General features: G+C 38.7%; 19 protein-coding genes. 6 read left to right on the top strand and 13 right to left on the bottom strand.

Annotated features, from left to right (window positions below):
* Window positions 1–380: 380 nt before the first annotated feature.
* The gene (locus tag A8F95_RS04480; protein ID WP_065409402.1) at window positions 381–1,094 is read left to right on the top strand and encodes a phosphatase PAP2 family protein; all 714 of its coding nucleotides are present in this window, start codon (window positions 381–383) and stop codon (window positions 1,092–1,094) included.
* 181 nt (window positions 1,095–1,275) lie between these two features.
* Here the strand turns inward: A8F95_RS04480 and A8F95_RS04475 are convergent, their stop codons facing one another.
* Together A8F95_RS04475 and A8F95_RS04470 are read right to left on the bottom strand one after the other, a co-directional pair.
* Entirely contained in the window at window positions 1,276–1,551 is a 276-nt protein-coding gene (locus A8F95_RS04475; protein ID WP_176713614.1) for a hypothetical protein, read from the bottom strand.
* 129 nt (window positions 1,552–1,680) lie between these two features.
* Window positions 1,681–2,364, bottom strand: a complete 684-nt coding sequence (locus A8F95_RS04470) for a CPBP family intramembrane glutamic endopeptidase (protein WP_065409400.1) — start codon at window positions 2,362–2,364, stop codon at window positions 1,681–1,683.
* Between the two features lie 231 nt (window positions 2,365–2,595).
* Between A8F95_RS04470 and A8F95_RS04465 the strand changes: the two genes are divergently transcribed.
* Window positions 2,596–3,174 carry a hypothetical protein gene (locus A8F95_RS04465; protein ID WP_065409399.1) on the top strand — a complete coding sequence of 193 codons (579 nt, stop codon included), beginning with the start codon at window positions 2,596–2,598 and terminating at the stop codon, window positions 3,172–3,174.
* A 177-nt stretch (window positions 3,175–3,351) separates the two neighbouring features.
* Here the strand turns inward: A8F95_RS04465 and A8F95_RS04460 are convergent, their stop codons facing one another.
* Window positions 3,352–3,768 carry a hypothetical protein gene (locus A8F95_RS04460; protein ID WP_065409398.1) on the bottom strand — a complete coding sequence of 139 codons (417 nt, stop codon included), beginning with the start codon at window positions 3,766–3,768 and terminating at the stop codon, window positions 3,352–3,354.
* Between the two features lie 175 nt (window positions 3,769–3,943).
* Between A8F95_RS04460 and A8F95_RS04455 the strand changes: the two genes are divergently transcribed.
* The 3 genes from A8F95_RS04455 to A8F95_RS04445 all read left to right on the top strand — a co-directional run bounded on the left by A8F95_RS04455 (window position 3,944) and on the right by A8F95_RS04445 (window position 6,255).
* Window positions 3,944–4,345: a hypothetical protein gene (locus tag A8F95_RS04455; protein ID WP_141676224.1), complete on the top strand. Its 402-nt coding sequence runs from the start codon at window positions 3,944–3,946 to the stop codon at window positions 4,343–4,345.
* A gap of 177 nt (window positions 4,346–4,522) precedes the next feature.
* On the top strand, window positions 4,523–5,005 hold the full coding sequence (locus tag A8F95_RS04450) for a hypothetical protein (protein WP_065409396.1): 483 nt from the start codon (window positions 4,523–4,525) through the stop codon (window positions 5,003–5,005).
* 464 nt (window positions 5,006–5,469) lie between these two features.
* A complete protein-coding gene (locus A8F95_RS04445; RefSeq protein WP_065409395.1) occupies window positions 5,470–6,255 on the top strand; it encodes a thermonuclease family protein in 786 nt (261 codons plus the stop codon).
* A gap of 133 nt (window positions 6,256–6,388) precedes the next feature.
* On the opposite strand, the gene A8F95_RS22925 is transcribed toward A8F95_RS04445, so the two are convergent.
* The 4 genes from A8F95_RS22925 to A8F95_RS04430 form a co-directional block, all read right to left on the bottom strand.
* A complete protein-coding gene (locus A8F95_RS22925; protein ID WP_077247199.1) occupies window positions 6,389–7,012 on the bottom strand; it encodes a hypothetical protein in 624 nt (207 codons plus the stop codon).
* A 358-nt stretch (window positions 7,013–7,370) separates the two neighbouring features.
* Entirely contained in the window at window positions 7,371–7,538 is a 168-nt protein-coding gene (locus tag A8F95_RS22315) for a hypothetical protein (protein ID WP_156187032.1), read from the bottom strand.
* A 160-nt stretch (window positions 7,539–7,698) separates the two neighbouring features.
* Entirely contained in the window at window positions 7,699–8,004 is a 306-nt protein-coding gene (locus A8F95_RS04435) for a hypothetical protein (RefSeq protein ID WP_065409394.1), read from the bottom strand.
* A 117-nt stretch (window positions 8,005–8,121) separates the two neighbouring features.
* On the bottom strand, window positions 8,122–8,592 hold the full coding sequence (locus A8F95_RS04430) for an SRPBCC family protein (protein ID WP_065409393.1): 471 nt from the start codon (window positions 8,590–8,592) through the stop codon (window positions 8,122–8,124).
* A 90-nt stretch (window positions 8,593–8,682) separates the two neighbouring features.
* On the opposite strand from A8F95_RS04430, the gene A8F95_RS04425 reads away from it, so the two are divergent.
* Window positions 8,683–9,387 (top strand): SH3 domain-containing protein, encoded by a 705-nt coding sequence (locus A8F95_RS04425; RefSeq protein WP_065409392.1) that lies wholly within the window; start codon window positions 8,683–8,685, stop codon window positions 9,385–9,387.
* Window positions 9,388–9,522: 135 nt separating this feature from the next.
* Here A8F95_RS04425 and A8F95_RS04420 read toward each other — a convergent pair whose 3' ends face one another.
* The 6 genes from A8F95_RS04420 to A8F95_RS04395 all read right to left on the bottom strand — a co-directional run bounded on the left by A8F95_RS04420 (window position 9,523) and on the right by A8F95_RS04395 (window position 18,355).
* Entirely contained in the window at window positions 9,523–10,719 is a 1,197-nt protein-coding gene (locus A8F95_RS04420) for a M14 family zinc carboxypeptidase (protein WP_176713613.1), read from the bottom strand.
* 278 nt (window positions 10,720–10,997) lie between these two features.
* On the bottom strand, window positions 10,998–13,112 hold the full coding sequence (locus tag A8F95_RS04415; RefSeq protein ID WP_065409390.1) for a heavy metal translocating P-type ATPase: 2,115 nt from the start codon (window positions 13,110–13,112) through the stop codon (window positions 10,998–11,000).
* Window positions 13,105–13,473: an ArsR/SmtB family transcription factor gene (locus A8F95_RS04410; RefSeq protein ID WP_065409389.1), complete on the bottom strand. Its 369-nt coding sequence runs from the start codon at window positions 13,471–13,473 to the stop codon at window positions 13,105–13,107. The genes A8F95_RS04415 and A8F95_RS04410 overlap by 8 nt, the downstream gene beginning before the upstream one ends.
* A 419-nt stretch (window positions 13,474–13,892) precedes the next feature.
* On the bottom strand, window positions 13,893–14,879 hold the full coding sequence (locus A8F95_RS04405) for a DMT family transporter (protein WP_065409388.1): 987 nt from the start codon (window positions 14,877–14,879) through the stop codon (window positions 13,893–13,895).
* 215 nt (window positions 14,880–15,094) lie between these two features.
* Window positions 15,095–16,582 carry an amino acid permease gene (locus tag A8F95_RS04400; RefSeq protein WP_065409387.1) on the bottom strand — a complete coding sequence of 496 codons (1,488 nt, stop codon included), beginning with the start codon at window positions 16,580–16,582 and terminating at the stop codon, window positions 15,095–15,097.
* Between the two features lie 69 nt (window positions 16,583–16,651).
* Window positions 16,652–18,355, bottom strand: coding sequence for a M20/M25/M40 family metallo-hydrolase (locus A8F95_RS04395; RefSeq protein WP_065409386.1), 1,704 nt, complete (start codon window positions 18,353–18,355; stop codon window positions 16,652–16,654).
* Window positions 18,356–18,380: the final 25 nt, after the last annotated feature.

The raw sequence follows: 18,380 nt of genomic DNA, 5'->3' as shown, positions 1-18,380 counted from the left end.
TTCAAAGATCAATTTAGCGTCGCTATCAACGACAGCTATATTATATTAACACTTATAAAAATCAAAGTCAACTACTTTTTAAAAACTTTTTTCTAAACTACTAGAACCACTGTTTTCAACAGCAGATAACCAATATATCATGCGGCAATAGATAAAGTCAATAATATAATTTAATATTTTTATTTACTTAGAGTAGCAATAGAAGCATCTTTAAATTTAACAAATAAAATCAAGAACTGGCTATATCTCTCCTTTAAAGAAGTGAGTGGTTTAAAACTATATTTCTCTCATAGCTTTTTTCAATAGTAAGAAAACCTGTTATATCTCCTTATTGTTGTTCATAAAAAAAAGAAAAGAATTTTATAGGGGGGCTAAGCTTTATGGAAACAAATTATAGGAGATGGTCGGAATACCCTTATCCTGGTGAGCAAAGCCTTCCTAAGGGGTTACCTCAAACAGGGGAGTGGCCAATGTTCTTTATTACTAAAGAACAACACCGGCAGTTTTTCGACCCCTTCCACCAACAGATCCATTGGAACATTCAACACCCTAACATGATTGACTGGGAAACGGAATTACTTATTGTAGAACAAACTTTACGCTCTCTTACTCCTCAGCAAATGCGGATCGTACAATATTGGGGAACAGGGGAATTAGTTTCTAAAATAAAGATGTTGATTTTTCATTTAGCTAAAAAATATCAACTAAGTCCAATGACCCTCTCAACGTTATTAAACTTTTTCCAAGCAGCTGTAAACGATGTATTTGTTATGTCCAGCTTTTTTAAATACTTTTGGGATGCAGCCCGCCCCATTCAATATGATCCAAACCTACCTACATTACTAGTAACTCCTCATTCTCCATCTTATCCCTCTGCTCATGCTGCTCTAGCAGGTTGTACAGAAACTTTATTAAATCACTTCTTCCCTCTAGAGTTCTCTACTGTCAAACGATTAATGGATGACATGGCCCTATCGCGTCTCTATGCCGGCGTACATTTCAAAGCGGATATCACTGAAGGCATGACTCTAGGTAAACAAATCGGAAAAATTATTATTACTTTAATCAAGACACGAAACATATCAGTCTTTTGACGGCTGGAAAAGAAAGAGTAATGAGAGAGCTAAAAAAATTCCCTTCCACTACTTTATTTAAAAATCAACTTCAGATTTATTAATTACTTTGCGTCTCATAAAAAGAGCATCATCTAAAAAACTTTCTATCATCATTTAACGTCGCGATTGTTTTTCTTCTCTTAACTCTTTCTTCCGCTTCCTACATTTTAGTTTCCGTAACCGTATAATCTTCTTCTTGCATGAGTAAATCATCCACTAAGAAATAAAGATCGATCCCTTTAAACTTTCCTTGTTTGATTAAAGTCGGAAGAGCTTTTTTCACATGTGGAAGCCAGCTTTCCGGAAAGCGCATATCATAATGGATCTCTTCAGCTTCCTTCCCATTCAGCTCGTATGCCGATAAACATTCAGAACTTCGCGTATATTTAATATAATCATCTTCACTATTAAAGTCAGATCGTTTTTTAATCATCATGGTTCCTCCAGTTACTTGTACAGTCCTTTTTCAATTTTAAATAAGAAAAGAATCACACCTAAACAGAACAGGGTGGCTGCCGATATCATTTTTAATTATATGTATCTCCTCTATCTATTCTAATCGAACTCATGCTGGAATATCGTTAGATGGCAATACATTTTCTTTTAGTGTGCCTCGTGATTTTTTTATCCATAATACGATGAATAAAATGACGATGAAACGAAATGAGATGCCAACTCCCCCTCCCTCAGGTCCGTATAATCCTCCTGAAAACCATGTTTGATCTAACAAATTCAGTTTTACTATCCCTTCTACCTTGAATCCGCTCACCGGAAAACCTAGGATCGGTGCCTGAACGTAATTCCAGGCAAAATGAAGGGCCCACGGAAACCAAATTTTCCGCGTTTTCACGAAAGCGATTCCGAACATAACCCCCCCAAGACCATTGCTAAAAGCAGATAATAAAGTAGCATGATCATTATCTAAGTGTACATATCCAAAATAAATAGAGGTAATGAGAATGGCGATCCATGGGTTTTTAAACCATTTTATGAGAAGGGTTAGTAAGAAGCACCTAAACACCAGCTCTTCCCAGCCAGCAGCAACCAAAACGAGACCAGTGTAATACATTAAACTTTTTAGATTAACCCCTATACCTGTCACTTCCACTAAACCTAACAGCAAACTTACTATAAATATTCCAATCATAGCGAACGTTGTAATTCCTACCCCCACTATGACATCTTTCCCCGAATATTTATCAGTCGTTAGCGGCGAAATAAAAGCTTTTACCGTCTTCTTTCTTCTCACACTTCCAGCCTCCGAGCTTATTTATAATAGTAAACACACAACTAATTATACAACATATAACATGGAATAACTGGAAATTAAATCAATAAAAAGTTCAGTTGATCCCCCTTTTCTTCCCTTTGCAAAATTACAAAAAACATCTATTCTGTATTGATATTGAAATAATTCCAAATTATAATTACTTTACTTTTATTTGTAGGTTAGTAGTTGTTTAAAGAAGGAGTGTTGTAGATGCTTATGTTATTTGAACTTTCAGCTGGATGGCCTTTTCTTGTTCTTGCTCTTATCTTTTCTATACTTCCGAAGAAGTTTTATCCTCTTTTTGTCAGTACTCTTTTAGATGTTATTTGTATAGGTGCAGGGGATATTTTAAGAAAGCGATATTCTACTGGGATCATTGCTGCATTATCATGTGCGGTCATTCATTTTTTTGCTCTTTTATTTGCCTCTTCTCTTTCTTCCTTTGGAAGCTCCGATACGATTCAAGTGATGTCGGCTGTTTTTGGATTGGTAATAGGGATCATAATGATATTTTTCCTCCACGATGCTCGTGTAGATGAACGAGATGAGGAGAAGAGAAGAAAAATGCTTCAAGAAATGGAGGAAAGTATAAAGAAAATAAACCCTTACTACGTTCCAAGCCTTTCTTTTTCAACCAGTTCCTCCTACAGCAATTATAGTAATGATGACCATGATGATTTCGATATTTTAGAACAAACGATGGAGTATCAGCAGCAAATGTTCAGAGAAGAACATGAGCGCCAAGCTTTAGAAGATCTAAATATGCATAACCATCACAATCACTATTAAGATACTTTATATTATTAAAACCCTGCTCAAAAAGCAGGGTTTTAGATTGCAGACAAAGTCTACTTTATATACCATCAGGCTGTTAACAATCTCATTCCCGCATCGAATGCAGCTCTTCTATACAGTATTAGCTGATTATTGAGTAGTAACCAATGTTTAAAGTAGCAGGTTGTCTCTTTACGGAATTATACGGGGAGATGTAACAGCCGCTCTTTCTTCCTTTAGCACTCGAAGCCCTCCTATTACTTCAAAAGCTGAACCGATTGACGCAAGCACATCTCCTGCGATAGCTACTTTTTGCTCTTGCAGGAGTCTTATTGCATTTGTTTCACCAATCTGACTTGTAACGGATACAGACTCTAAAAGTTGACCAATCGTCTTAATCCAAACACCTGTTAAAATTTGCTGCTCACCAATTGAATCCTCGTCCTCCTCGATATACAATAATCCGGATAAACCCCTAATTTCAATGATTTGACCAATCACCTGTACCCAGAGACCGAGCGCAACCTCTTTTTCCAGTTCTAATTTTTTCTTCTCATAAGCATTCTCACTTTTGTCTTTTTCTTTGTTTTTGCTTTGCTGACATTTCATTCTTATCCTCCCCCCAACCGCCCCTTCTTTATTTTATGCAGCATAGACATTACGGTGTTGATATTTACTTTACCCAACCGTCTGCAACGGGAAAGTTGAATCAACTTACTAGAAGCCTTAAACTAGTGCAGAGGAAAACTTCTATTGTACGATTCGCTCTGACTTGGGAGGTATAATGATGAAACAGCAAAAATCAGTGATAGTTTACTTGGTAACGCTGCTTCTTTTCACTCTCTCTTTCTCACTGCTTGCTCTTAATCAATTGTTAACAAGCCAGTCTGCTTCCGATGAAGTAAAACAGACAACCGCTGTGAAACCCGCTCCTTCTAACATGAAGGCAGATAAAAAGCAGGCCGCTCCAACTAAAGAGGAAGCGAAAGAAAAACCTAAAGCAAACGATCATCAGGAAGGAATGGTTGCCGAGTGGTTCAAACCATCAACTAAGAAAGACTCTACATCTCATAATGACGAGGCGGCCGTTAAAAAAGACCGCCCCCAAAAAGATAAACCACTCATTATACCTGAACCTCCTACTGTTGAAAAACCTAACTCCCCCTCTTTTAATCAGAAAGAGTAAATGAAGAAAACGAGTGTTTGTCAACCATCTGAAACCTTCTTTAACAACAAGGAAGGTTTATTTCTATTTGGTTGCGTTTATTAAAAAACATTACATTTTCTCCGTTTTCTTTTAATCCGTATGTTAAAGGGCTATAGTGAATCTGATAGGATGATCGTATTTATAAGGAGGGGAATTATGAACAAGATAAGAAAAATTTTGTTAGCTTCTACAATGGTGCTTGGCGGAATTAGCATTGCCGATGTGACAAACACATCGACTACTAAAGCAGAAGTTAGAGAAAACGTGGGTGTAACAGCTGCTTATTCTTCTCCGGCGAATAATGTTTTCCGAACCACTCTTTTTATAAGCGGCAACTCATCTAATATGACAGATGTTAAAACGAAGCACATCCCTGTTTTTGCCATCAAAAATAGTTCTGGCATTTTAGCTAAAGAAGGTTCTCTTAGCACATGGGTAGAGCGCACGAACCCACTGTTTGATTTATATGAATTTGATAGCATATCCGATATAAATCTCTCTACTCTGCCTCCAGGCAATTATCGTATTCAGGTCACCATTCCTATGGATGATGGCTCTATTAATTCTTCTGTAAATAAAAGCTTTACACGAGCTTTCACGCTTAATCCAGACCGAACGGTGACAAATGTTCGTCCTTAATATTCACAAGGCTCCGGCTTCTAGCTTCCGGAGCCTCTTTATTTTCACTTCATTTCATTAATTGCTCCTGTCAGTTATAAAAACACACTGATCATCCCCTGAACGCTATAGCCGCCCTATTTCTGTTTTTGTTTTTAATTTGGTTGTTAATTTCCCTTCAGGCGGACACTTTCCGCTCTACTCAACCATTAAACATATCATTTGCCCTTAACAGAGCCTATTTTTAAAGCGGCGCCAATTTCATTAACAAATCCTTATAGTTAAAATAAAAACCATTCATTTAACATAACATCCATGTTTTTTTCATATAACGATTTAATTAGATCTATCATTCTACTTCATTCAAATGTCATGAGATTAAAACCTTTTTAAAAAAACTCTTTCTATCTCCCTATAATGGTGGTACTATTTTCTTACTAAGTAAAGGTTTTACAGTATACTAACCAAAAGGAGAATAGCCCCTTATGTCCAGAAAGAAATTAACATTGTTAAAGCCTCTTGCAGCAGCCGTTCTATCTTTATCGCTGCTTGGCAGTTCATTTACACCTTTTGCAAGAGATCTTATACAAGAAAAAAATCATGCGGAGGCAGCTGTACCACAAACAGCGATTACTTCTAAAGTGAACGAAGTAGTGGACGGTGATACGATTAAAATCACTTATAAGGGAAGAAAGGAAACAGTGAGACTGATCCTAGTTGATACTCCCGAGACAAAAGATCCGAATCGATGTGTTCAACTATATGGCCCAGAAGCTTCTGATTTTACGAAGAAAAGCCTTCTTGGAAAAGAAGTGAAGGTGGAGATTGGCATCCAAAGTCGCGATAAGTATGGACGCATTCTTGCTTATATTTATCTTGGCGATAAAATGTTCAATAAAACGTTATTGGAAAAAGGATTAGCCCGTATCGCGATCTATCCTCCAAACACACAATATTTAGAGGAATTACAAGCTGCTGAAGCAACGGCGAAGCAAAAAAAGCTTGGCATCTGGTCTAACGCGAACGCTACAAACGGAGGCTGTGCGCCAAAAACAACGGCTCCTGTGAAGCCAAAGCCAGCTCCAACAAAACCGGCACCATCTGCCCCAAAGCCAAAACCAGTTCCAACACCTAAGCCGGCACCTAAAAAAGAGTCATTTAAAAACTGCACAGAGCTTCGAAAGAAATATCCAAAAGGTGTTGCTAAAGGACATCCCGCTTATGATTCAAAGCATGACCGCGATAAAGATGGCTGGGCTTGCGAGAGGTAATAGCTGGCTGATAAGATCAAACCGGATAGTTAGAAACATTATGGTCATATATCGAGCGATAGTAATACCCCCTGTCGAAAGACAGAGGGTATTTTATTACTTATCGTTTAAATCGCTTTTCCCAGCTTTAAAATTAATGCTGGATAGAGGAATTTCCTTGTTGGGCTTGCTGCCGTTGATTTTGCTGGTTTTGCAGGTATTGCTGGGAACTTAATTGTTTCAACTGCTGTTGAGACTGGTCAATCTGTTGAGTCATTTGATTAAGAATGCTAAACGATTGAAGGGTTTGTCCTACACTTCCTAACATTTGTGCTGCTTGTTGAACGGTTTGTTGAAGTTGTTGGAAAGACTCTTGTTGTTGACTTTGAGCTTGTCTTCTAAATTGCTGCATTTGCTGAAGCAATTGAGACGCTTGCTCGTTCTGCATCATAGATGATTGGCCAACAGAACCTAATTGCTGTTGAGAGCTCTGAAGCTGATTCAGCGCAGATGACATAGAATCTAACTGCTGTCTCAAAGGAGCTAACTCTTCTCCAATCTCTTCTTCAAATTTTCTTTCAGCTACTCGTTCTACTACTTGCTCAGTTACTTCCTCAGTTGTTTTTTTAGCCATTATAAAGTCCCCCCTTGTTAAATTTGGCACATCTTCTATCGCCAAGTCAGCTGTGCTGTTATCCGTTTGCTTCTTATTGCCCCCGGAAGCAAAATAAATAATAGCCACAATGATTAAGCCAAGTACTAATAACCCAATAATCAAATTTACTACCTCCAAACTGGCGACTGTGTGCTACATTCCGTGACACATTGATATTATGGACCGGACGGCTATCTCTTATAAATGTTAATGATAACTTTTTAAGTCTTTAAATGGAGCATTTACTCACTTTATTTTCCAGTATAAAAAAGAAGGATCTACACATTATATAAGGACATCATTATCCTTAGCATTTAGAAAATCCCCCTAAAAAAAACGGTGTTTTCTCTATATAGGAAAGTTCATTCTCTCCTATACAGCAAGAAGAGAATTTCTTATTTTCTGTCTTGATACACGCAAAAAAGCCAACATTCCTGTTGACTTTATTTCATCCTGATCAAATTTTAGCATCATCCACTCATTATGACTGTTGTTTTACCATAGCAATCGCGATTGATAGCCCCTCCACAACGCCCCTCAGATAAGATTCCTTTTTCTCGTTGTCCTTTTTCAGTGCATTTTCGATTTGTTTATTCTCATACAAATCTTTTTCATGCTGTAACATCTCAAGCAGCGCTTTTTTATCCATGGACAATCCTCCTATTTTTCCCAGGTTCTTTCGTTTTGCGGAGCAATAAAATCGAGCACTCATTCATTTCCACAAATAGCTCCATCTATTTCTGTATCACTAATTTACCCACCAAACAAGCGATTTAATCCACTACTTTCTCGAAAAAGCAAGAAATAGATTAGCTATTTAATAACCTTTTTATTTTTTCCTCAGCTGCTTCACTTTCCATAGGAAGTTCTGTCAAAATATTGAGCATGATGTTTTTTTCAGCCATTTTCCGTAACGCATAAAATACGTTAGGCTTATACTTTTTAAGCAACGTCATAATCTCGATTGTCGGTAAAGGCTTTTTAGATTGTATTTTTAAGAAGGACCGTAAATAAACCACGAAATCATACGCTGCATCAGGGCTGTCTGGATATTTTTTCAATAAGTCATAAAATCGTTGAATGCTATTTTTCAGTTCGTTATTTTCTTCTGTCAAACTTTATCCCTTCTTTCTACTACACGATAATCCAAATGAAAAATACGCTTTTTCCCTGTTAATTAAATAGATCTCTTTGCTTCTATGCAAAATCATACGTCAAAGCAGGCAGTATAATTATTTCGTGCTATTGGCTGCTAATGATTCTGCAATTTTCTTTAATTCCCTTGCTCGAGAAATAATAAACCTTCTCATATACTTTTCCAAAAATAGCTTATCCGCCAGAGAACCTAACAAACCAAATGGAGACTTATAATCAAACTCATCTGTCATGATGGTTCCCGCCCCTTCTTCTATAAATTGATGAGTATGTACAAAAGAGTGAAAGGCGCCTTTCACCATAACATCCACAAACTGATCAGGTTTTTCCATACAGATTACTTTAGCAGTTAACCTTTGTTTAACCCCAAAGTGAATGGCTTCCCAGGTAACTGTATCCCCTTCTTCCAACAGCCCTTTTGTGACGCCGTCAATGGCTCTTTCTTTTGTTTTTTCTGTCGTTTTTGTATGAATCTCTACGTTCCGCGCAAGATCAAAACACAATTCAATGGGTGCTTTAATAAATTGACGATGCACAATAACAGGCATTCCACATCCCCCTTCTAAAGTCGCAATATTCCGTTTACAATCACAATAAAGTTGATATAATTTACCTATTAGATTTTAGGAGGTTATAAGTTGAGTAAAATTGGTGGGTTCAAAAGCTTACTAGCATTTATATTAGTCTTAGCGATAGCACTGCCGTTTTCTGTAACCACTTCTCAAGCAGCCGTCACTGCTAAGACTGGCTGGGTAAGCATTGATAGCGGTGCTTTAACTGTTAGAAGCGGGCCGGGGACAAATTACCAGAAAGTCGGTTCATTAAAGAATAATACTGCCGTAACAGTGTATTCCCAACTAAAAAATGGCTGGTCTCAAATTAATTATAACAACAAAAAAGCCTATGTTTCTTCACAATACGTTAGAATGTACAGCTTTCTAATGGATAAAACAAAAATATATACTTATAAAACAGAGGGCAGCTATTATAAAACCCAATATGTCGGGAAATATCGTGACTGGGATAAATGGGTTGATAACGAGGGGTTTTACATTACAAAGGAAGACAGTAAAGGCCTGTATACCGGCTGGCCTAACGCTGCCTTTTTCACTGATCTTGCCTATCCTTTAAAAGTGGGAATGGAATGGACAGACTGGGAAGTAAAAAATAAAATAATAGCTATCAATGGGACTTTAAAGACTCCAGCCGGAACGTTTAAAAATGTCGTGACAGTCAAATCAAGCGATGGCTATACGACCTATTTTGCGCAAAACGTCGGTTTCCTAAAAGCGGTTTCCAACGGTGTAACGATGAGCGAGTTAACTAGCTTAATAAAGAAATAATTGCTTCAATCTATATTCCTTCTGTAAAAAACTTTTTTCATACGATAGCCGTGCTGTTCACTTGATTATTTCTCAAACATAGAGAAAACCGCGAACTGATGACACCTCAGTTCGCGGCTAACAAGCAAATACGTTTTACAATCCCCCTGGAGTCCTCGCGCTTAAAGGAATTTTATCATAGTCTTCAGGATTTAATTGTTGGACAGATCCATCGGCCACGCCATTAATGATTCCCATCAAACCTGTTTCTACTGTTTTTACAAGCTGGCCTTTCTGCTTTTGCCCGAAGGTTTGCGTTTGACCACTCACTTCAAACAGAACCGTTCCACTTCCATTTAACGCAAATGACCCTAAAGCAGTGCCAGGTAAATCAATATTTTGATCATACAATGAAATGTTGGTGAAAACTGACTCTCCTTTTGCTTGTAAAGCATTGTACAGGGCTACATTCAGCTGACGGGAGAAATCATACTTATATTGATCCGCATAGGCTGCATATTTTTCACCGCCAGGACCGTTTGGATTCGTAACAAACTTGCCCGATATCGACATGGTCGCTCTGTTATCTGTTCCCTCTACATAAGGGAAGCCCTGGTGATGAAGATCAATGAAAACATCGACGTTTCCAAACTGTGCCTTCAAATCCTTGTACACATCTCTTACCGTCTGTGCTTCAGGTGTAATATACCAACCGTATTTATTAGATGCTCCTGGGAAGTCTTCTGCCTTCGGAACATAATTTAAGTCTGGATGGAAATCACGGTTTACGTCAAAACCAGGTTTTTTATCATAATTCCAGCTTCCCGGGTAGGAGTAATAGTTCCATGCCGGCTTGGCAGTTGCCAGCTGTGGAAATTTAGCCACAACCTCCGACCAATTCATATCATTCGCACGGCGGCTCAACTCCGAACCATCCACATTCATCATAGGAATGACAACGAGCGTCAGTTCATCTAAAATTCTTTTTGTTTCTGGAGAATTACTTGACCCAATATTTTGTAAAATGTTTAGCAGGGCTACTGTCCCTGTCTTCTCATTTCCGTGAATTTCACTTTGGATCAAGACAACTTTTTTGCCGTGACCTACCGACACCTTATAAATTCCGCGACCTTGATTTGTGTATCCTGCAGTTTCAACCTTTACTTTCCCTTGACTGGATTTTTGAATCTGCTCTAGCTTTTTACCGAGTTCTTCATAATTAACGAAACCTTCAATGGATAGATTTTCTCCTTGTTGCGGACTGGGCCCTGGGTCTGCAAAACCCATTGTTGGCACTGCAAATAAAGAGGCAGCTAAAGCAGTAGAGCTTAATACCTTCCAAGCCTTTTTCATTCTTATCCCCCCATTGTTTTATGTAAATCCATGGAAGGAATTCGCTAGTATTTACCCATTTCCTTTCCTTTATTAGAAAATGAATAGAAAAGACTAAAGAGCTGATAGAAGAGATAAGTATTGATATTCAAATTTTTCTGAATATATTTTTATTCGACTATCTTTAGAACTATTTAGGAAAGTCAGGACTATGAATGACGACTGCTGCTCGAACAAAGAAAATAAAGGTGTGTTTTGACAACGATGAATCAAAACACGCCTTTATAGTAAACAAAATTTTATTCTTTTACCTTCAACAGCCTTAAACTGTTGAGCGTAACGAGCAATGTTGCTCCCATATCAGCGAATATGGCAATCCACAACGTTAACCATCCAGGCACTACTAAAAGCAATGCCACTAATTTTATCCCTAAAGAGAAGGTAATATTTTGTTTAATAATGGACAACGTCTTTCGGCTAAGCTGGATCGTGTATGGCAGCTTGCTCAAGTCATCGGACATTAGTGCAATATCAGCGGTCTCTAACGCTGTATCCGTGCCGGCGCCGCCCATTGCGATGCCTACCGTTGAAGCAGCAAGCGCCGGTGCATCATTTACTCCATCCCCTACCATGGCAACATTTCGATACTTTTCACGAAGCTCTTTTATGACATTTAGTTTATCTTCAGGGAGTAACTCAGCCTTGATAACCGAAATGCCTGCTTCTTTTCCAAGTGCCTCCGCCGTACGTTGATTGTCTCCTGTCAGCATAACTGTTTGATCAATACCAGCTTGATTGATTTTTCGAATAACCTCGGTGACAGATTCCCTCATTTCATCCGCTACCGCTATGAAGGAAAGAATTTCTTTTTCCGTTCCTACTACTATGACCGTTTTTCCTTGTGCCTGCAGCTCGATAATGTTTTGCTTAATAGCACTTTCCATAAGCCCATGTAATTCTTCAAAAAGGCTCGGGCTGCCTACATAATAAAAGGTGCTATTCACATTTGCTTTGACTCCCTTGCCGGTAAAGGATTGAAAGTCTTTCACCACAATATTATTAAAGTCTACTCCCATTTCTTCTGCTTTTCTAGTGATAGCTGAGGCAAGTGGATGAAGTGACCCTTTTTCGATGGCAGCTGTGATCGCCAGAACTTCCTTTTCTGTTGTTTCATGTACAATAATGTCTGTTACAGCTGGAACGCCTTTTGTTAACGTTCCTGTTTTATCAAAAGCAATCACCTTTAAGTGTCCTGCCTCTTCTAAATAAATACCGCCTTTAATTAAAACTCCATTTTTCGCGGCATTTCCTATTGCCGTCACTACAGCCACCGGCGTGGAAACGACTAATGCACAAGGGCAGCCGACTACTAGCACAGCTAATCCCTGATAAATCCATTCACCCCAAGCTCCGCCGAATAATGGTGGTACTACAGCGATGAATAATGCGAGTAAAATGATGACAGGTGTATAGTATTTCGCAAACTTATCAACAAAAGCTTGGGCAGGGGCTCGTTCCGCTTGTGCTTCTTCGACTAAATGAATAATTTTTGATAAGGTTGTGTCTGCCGCATGTTTTGTCACTCTGACTTCTAATAAGCCTTCCTCGTTTAATGTTCCGGCAAACACTTCATCGTCTATCGTTTTTACAACAGGAACGCTTTCTCCTGTAATCGCGGCTTGATTTAAAGTGGATGTCCCTTTGATTACGGTTCCATCCATTGCAAGCTTTTGGCCCGGCTTTACAATCATAATGTCACCGATTTGAATGTCCTCTACGTGGACCACGATCTCTTCCTGTCCTCGCCGGATTAATGCTTCTTTCGGAGCAATATCCATTAAGGATTCAATCGATTGACGGGCCTTATCCATTGAATAACGTTCTAAAGCCTCACTAATCGCAAATAAAATGACGACTGTTGCTCCTTCACCCCACTCACCAATTGCTGCAGCTCCTAAAATCGCAATCGTCATCAGCGTATGCATATCAAATTTCAATTGGATTAGATTTTTTAATCCCCTGATAAATAATGAATAGCCGCCAATTACAATAGCTGCCGCATAACCAGTGGTCGATAAAATATGCCCTTCTCCATATTGCTCTCCTAAAAACCAGCTCACAACAAGCACTAGCGCTGAAATATACACTTTAATGGTTTGCTTTTGCTTCCAAAAAGGTTCCTGTTCAATCTTTTGTTCTTTTTCATTTCGAATCTTTAAGTTTTCAAACGCCCCTGCTTTTTCTAATTGTTCAATGGTGGTGCTTCCTTGAACGTAAATTTTAGATGCCCCAAAGTTTACTTTTGCCTGCTCTACCCCGGGCAGATCTTTTACGTTATTTTCAAAGGTACGTGCGCAGTTTGCGCAAGTAAGCCCTTGAATGCGGTAGGTTTTCATCTCTTGAGGGTTATTCATTAACTATCACTTCTTTCTTATGTGCCAGCGTAACGAACATCAACTGCCGAACTTGTTCATCATGTAGTGAATAAAAGGCCAACTTCCCTTCCTTACGATACTTTACAACTTCTTGTTTATGAAGAGTCCGCAAATGATGAGACGCTGTTGCCACAGAAGAACCAATAATATTCGCAATATCACATACACACAATTCCTTCTCTTGGCAAAGAGAATAAGCAATTTTCGCTCTGTTTTCATCTGCGAGCACTTTAAACAATTGAGCCACTCGTGAAATATTCTCTTTTCGTAATTCTCCTTGTATTCGACTTACTTTTTCTTCGTTATAGCAATACGTCTCACACGTATCTTTTTTGCTCATCAAGCTTCAACCCCTTCATTCAAATATATATTTGAATATAGTATACTCTCTTCTTATTCAAATGTTAATTTGAATGAAGAAATTAAGCAAAAAATCTTTTCAATCCATATTTTCATCTAGTCCCCGCTTCATGACAGCGTTAAAGGCAATGGTTTTTAGATTTAACAGCAGCATTTCATTTGGAATTAGGTAAACCCTTGTCCTTAGCTTTTCACAAATGAAATAATAAAAGGTATTTTTCATAATTCTAGTCCAGATATCCCTCTAAACTAGTAATGTTAAGTGTGAGTAATTCTGGAAACATTTCAAGAAAAGAGTTTTGAACAATTGAAGGAATAGCCAAAGTCATTGTAAAAACAAAAGAACCGACATAACATCGGTTCTTTTTACTGTCAAGTTTCTCAAGAAAACCTGCTTCTTTACTTATATATTTGTTGATAGGCTTGACTTTTCTTTTTAAAGAGCTGCCAACCACTAGTTTTATTTCGATTGACAACAGCTATACCCGCTGCTACAAGTACAAGTGCTACAAAAGTATTCATCGTTAAATGTTCACCTGGAATAAACACCGCCGATAAGGCTGTCCCAGCAACAGGCACGACAAATTTATAGAGAGAAACTTCTCCAGCCTTATTGTATTTTAACAAGGCTGTCCACAAGGCAAAGGCCGCTGCCGATAAAATGACTGTATAGATGAAAAGCCACCAGCCCTTTAATGTAAAGCTTATCGCATGAGCTTCAAGACCGGGCATTCCGATCAGCAGCATAAAAAACGCCCCTGCAAACATTTGCCAACCGGTCAAAGCGAATGGATGAATACTGGCAGATAACCGTTTGGATAAAAATGTTCCTAAGGCCCCTGCCAAACCGGAAAGCAACATAAACCCTTCTCCTCCAAAAGAGAAATTTAGCGAAGCGTCCTGGCCCCAGTTTGCCAGTACAATTCCTCCGAAGCCGGTCATTAAACCACAAAATTTACGCCAATCCAGACGATCATCTGAGTAAATAAAATGAGCCAGAAAAACAACAAAAAAAGTTTCACTGGAGTTTAAAATAGATGCTTTCATTCCTGAAGTATGGGCCAAACCATTATAGAAAAAGAAATACTGCAAGCTAGTTGACAATATTCCTAACCCAATAATAGCCGGCAGTTGCTGCCAGCTTAGTTTTAGAGAGCGTTTGTCTACTAAGAACATAATAACTAGCAATAGGAGGGATGCCATCATAAAACGCATTCCCGCAAATACGATCTTCGCTGACAAGTCATCTTCTGCCATACCCAGCTCTTCATAACTGAATTTCAGAACAGGAAAAGCACTGCCCCATAAGATTGAGCAAAAAACCGCGATAAATATTACCCAATATTTATTTGTGAGAAAGCGCGTATTGCGCTTTATTGATTGCATGTTGGTCAACTCCAAAGTTCTGTCTATTATTCTGTTACGTCACTTACATTGGAAGTGACGTAATGTATCTACTTTCAAACTATAACTTTTATGGCTTCGTTTGAGCTAACTCCTTTATTGGTGATATTTGCTAGTAGAAATTAAAGAAAACCTGAAGACCTGCAGCCTTCAGGTTCATGATTCGGTTTCATAGGAACAAGTGTATGGTGATGGATTTATACATTATCCCTGTTAAAGTCACACTCTTTTAATGGCACGACTTTCGTCTTTTTAATTATCTTATAGCCTAACCAAAGGATAATGAAGACCGGTAAACTAATATATGAAACAAGCAGACCATACCAGTTAATAGTGTCTCCCGAAATAATATCGCTTCCTTGGCCTATAATAACAATCGTACATAATACTAAAGTTAATAAAGGTCCAAACGGATACCATTTTGCTTTAAACTTTAATTCATTAAGGTCCCTGCCTTGTGCTACGTAAGCTTTACGGAATCTATAGTGACAGATCGCAATACCGACCCAAGTCAGGAAGCCGGTTAGCCCTGTCATGTTAAGAAGCCACAAATATACTACTCCATCACCCACAAACGAAGATAGAAATACTATTAATCCAAAAAGGATGTTGGCATAGAGAGCATAGATAGGTACCCCTTTTGAATTTATTTTACGAAGCAACTTAGGAGCTTTGCCGGACTGCGCAAGAGCCCAGAGCATACGTGTTGAAGCATAAGTAGCAGAGTTCCCAGCCGATAGAACAGATGTTAAAATAACGGCATTCATTAATGAAGCAGCGAAAGCCAGTCCAGCTTTTTGAAACACTAGTGTGAATGGACTTATCATAATATTGTCAACATCTGATTTGAGAAGGCTCGGATCTGTATAAGGAATAATAAGCCCAATAACAAGTATAGAGAACACATAAAAAATCAATACTCTCCAGAAAACAGTGCGAATCGCACGTGGGACATTCTTTTCAGGATTTTCGCTCTCACCTGAAGCAATGCCGACCATTTCTGTCCCCTGAAATGAAAATCCGGCTATCATGAAAATTCCTATAATCGCTAAAAAACCGCCTTTGAAGGGGGCTTCACCCTTCGTGAAATTCTCAAAACCTACTGCAGGACCAGTAAATATACCAAAAATTATAGCAACCCCGACAATTAAAAAGACAGCGATTGTGATAACTTTGATTCCGGCAAACCAAAACTCCGCTTCGCCGTATCCTTTAACGGAAAGTACATTCAAAAGAAATATTAGAGTTAAGAAAATGCCACCCCATAAAAGATCGGAAGATCCCGGCAGCCAATATTTCATAACTAATGCGCCAGCGGCCAATTCTGCAGGAATGGTAGTGGCCCAACTCAGCCAATAGTTCCATCCAAGAGTGAACCCGAAGGCGGGATCGACAAAGCGAGTACCATACGTTTCAAACGATCCCGAAACAGGTAAGTAGGTGGCCATTTCTCCAAGACTTGTCATTAAAAAATAGACCATGCAGCCGATAGCGAGATAAGCAATAAACGCTCCTCCTGGGCCTGCCTGACTTATTGTTGCCCCGCTGGCAACAAATAAGCCTGTACCGATCGCCCCGCCAATCGCGATCATGGATATATGACGGGAACGTAATCCCCTCTCCAGCTTTCCAGCTGGAGAGGCAGCATGCTCTTCAATGGTTGGTTTAACTTCTAAATTACTCATAAACTCCCCTCTTTCTCTATAATAACTCTATTTATTTCTGAATTTTCCGCTAATTTTAACGTTACTTGCTTAACTTTTTGTAATTGTCGATTCAGATAAAGTTTGACTAATTTCTTTGCCGTCCATTCCTAACAGCCTGCAAATAACTTCATTTGTAATGTTTGGTACCATTTCTGTCGAATATTTCAGTTCCATGCGTTCATATCTGTTATGAGCATCATATCCGTATGGACCAATGTTAATAGTAGGAACATTAATCTCTTGAATAGCTTGGTAATTGACGTAATGTTTCGTGCCCCAGCTTGGATTGTTTACACTAGCGGCTCCTACGCCCTCTTCATCGTCGCTTAGCGCCACGCAGCTCATGTCGCATACATAAGGGAAGTAGTTTCTTGTGACAATAGGATAAGGATAATGAGGCTGGACAACTTTAATTGCTTCTTCTAGTGCGTTCAATAAATTTTGTTCAGCTTGATTTTTGCCAGTCAGCTCTATTCGTGGGGAATAGAGTGAAGAATAAAATAAGATAATAGCCGGACTTTTATCCGCCATCCAATTCCATTCTTCTTCTACAACCCTAGCTGAAAACATACGCGTATCAAGAGTACTGTCTAACAGCAGTTTTTCCTTAAAGGCAGCCATATGTTCAATAAACTTTTCTCCATGCTCCTTAATCAACGACTTCTGCATATCTTCATAAACGATTACTCTGGTTTTCCAAGGCAGTTCGCTGTAAGGATGTCCACTGATTTCACAGTACCTTTTATGTCTTGCTTTTAAATTGTTTAAAGCATTATCAAAGGCAGTTTCCGCTTGTTCCTTCAGCTTCACTAATACGTCTTTTGGAGACCATGATTGTATAAAAAAATTATAATATACATAGGCAGCCAAAGCTGTTTGTATAGTGTAAGTTGGCTTTAAATCTGTTTGTTTCAGAGATACTGGCGGAACTGGAGTTTCTCCCAAAGACTGGTCGCATAATTCCGGATTGTAACTAATTTGTCTCGTTAATTCCGCTGCTATATAGTTAGGATCCAATCCTTCAAAGCAAGAACCGGCATGTGTCTCTATACCTGTAATAAAAAAAGACGGAAGCAGCTTTCCAACGGTTCCTTTGTAAATGTAGCGCTTTGTATCACCTTCGAATCGAGGAGCTACAAAATCAGAATTAATAAGGGCTAAGTACTCAAATGTATGCTCTTCTTTCCAACGCTTTAAATCTGTAAGAGCGGACAACACACCATGAGAACTGTCTTCTTCATCGCATTCCGCTAACAAAACAAGGTTGCCAGCTAACTCTTCAGGATGATCGGAATAATATTTTAAGAGATAGAGATGGCTTGCGACCCCACTCTTCATATCTAAAACACCTCGGCCAAAGTGCCACTCGCCAGAGTTCAGGTGCTCTTTAACGAGATCGGGAAGGTCTTCATTCGACAGTGCTTCCATAAGCTTATCCGGAAAACATGCTTTGTCTTTTAGATGACCATAATCCTCCATTCCAACCGTATCAGTATGACCCATCAAAATAACAGTTTTGTTACTCTTTTCCTTTGTACCTTTTACAAACGCCATTACGTTGTAACGTTCGACTTCATCGTTCTCTGTTCTGGATTTAATAAGGTTTTTGGGATACTTTTGAAAGTAAGGAAAGGAACTTATAAGCTGATGCAAGCCATTTGCAACATCAATTTCTCCTTTGGTGTTGACAACGCTTTCAATTCGCACTAATTTATCGGTTAAATTTAAAACATCTTTTCCGCAGTGTAGCATTGGCTAACACTCTCCTTATAAAATG

Source organism: Pseudobacillus wudalianchiensis, assembly GCF_001685015.1.
Classification (GTDB): domain Bacteria; phylum Bacillota; class Bacilli; order Bacillales; family Domibacillaceae; genus Pseudobacillus; species Pseudobacillus wudalianchiensis.
This window is presented reverse-complemented; position numbering and strand designations above follow the sequence as displayed.

Bases quoted from the DNA above. Each gene is read 5' to 3' on its own strand.
- A8F95_RS04480 (WP_065409402.1), top strand. From the start codon at position 381: ATGGAAACAAATTATAGGAGATGGTCGGAATACCCTTATCCTGGTGAG.
- A8F95_RS04475 (WP_176713614.1), bottom strand. From the start codon at position 1,551: ATGATGATTAAAAAACGATCTGACTTTAATAGTGAAGATGATTATATT.
- A8F95_RS04465 (WP_065409399.1), top strand. From the start codon at position 2,596: ATGCTTATGTTATTTGAACTTTCAGCTGGATGGCCTTTTCTTGTTCTT.
- A8F95_RS04460 (WP_065409398.1), bottom strand. From the start codon at position 3,768: ATGAAATGTCAGCAAAGCAAAAACAAAGAAAAAGACAAAAGTGAGAAT.
- A8F95_RS04455 (WP_141676224.1), top strand. From the start codon at position 3,944: ATGATGAAACAGCAAAAATCAGTGATAGTTTACTTGGTAACGCTGCTT.
- A8F95_RS04450 (WP_065409396.1), top strand. From the start codon at position 4,523: ATGAACAAGATAAGAAAAATTTTGTTAGCTTCTACAATGGTGCTTGGC.
- A8F95_RS04445 (WP_065409395.1), top strand. From the start codon at position 5,470: ATGTCCAGAAAGAAATTAACATTGTTAAAGCCTCTTGCAGCAGCCGTT.
- A8F95_RS22315 (WP_156187032.1), bottom strand. From the start codon at position 7,538: ATGGATAAAAAAGCGCTGCTTGAGATGTTACAGCATGAAAAAGATTTG.
- A8F95_RS04430 (WP_065409393.1), bottom strand. From the start codon at position 8,592: ATGCCTGTTATTGTGCATCGTCAATTTATTAAAGCACCCATTGAATTG.
- A8F95_RS04420 (WP_176713613.1), bottom strand. From the start codon at position 10,719: ATGAAAAAGGCTTGGAAGGTATTAAGCTCTACTGCTTTAGCTGCCTCT.
- A8F95_RS04415 (WP_065409390.1), bottom strand. From the start codon at position 13,112: ATGAATAACCCTCAAGAGATGAAAACCTACCGCATTCAAGGGCTTACT.
- A8F95_RS04410 (WP_065409389.1), bottom strand. From the start codon at position 13,473: ATGAGCAAAAAAGATACGTGTGAGACGTATTGCTATAACGAAGAAAAA.
- A8F95_RS04405 (WP_065409388.1), bottom strand. From the start codon at position 14,879: ATGCAATCAATAAAGCGCAATACGCGCTTTCTCACAAATAAATATTGG.
- A8F95_RS04400 (WP_065409387.1), bottom strand. From the start codon at position 16,582: ATGAGTAATTTAGAAGTTAAACCAACCATTGAAGAGCATGCTGCCTCT.
- A8F95_RS04395 (WP_065409386.1), bottom strand. From the start codon at position 18,355: ATGCTACACTGCGGAAAAGATGTTTTAAATTTAACCGATAAATTAGTG.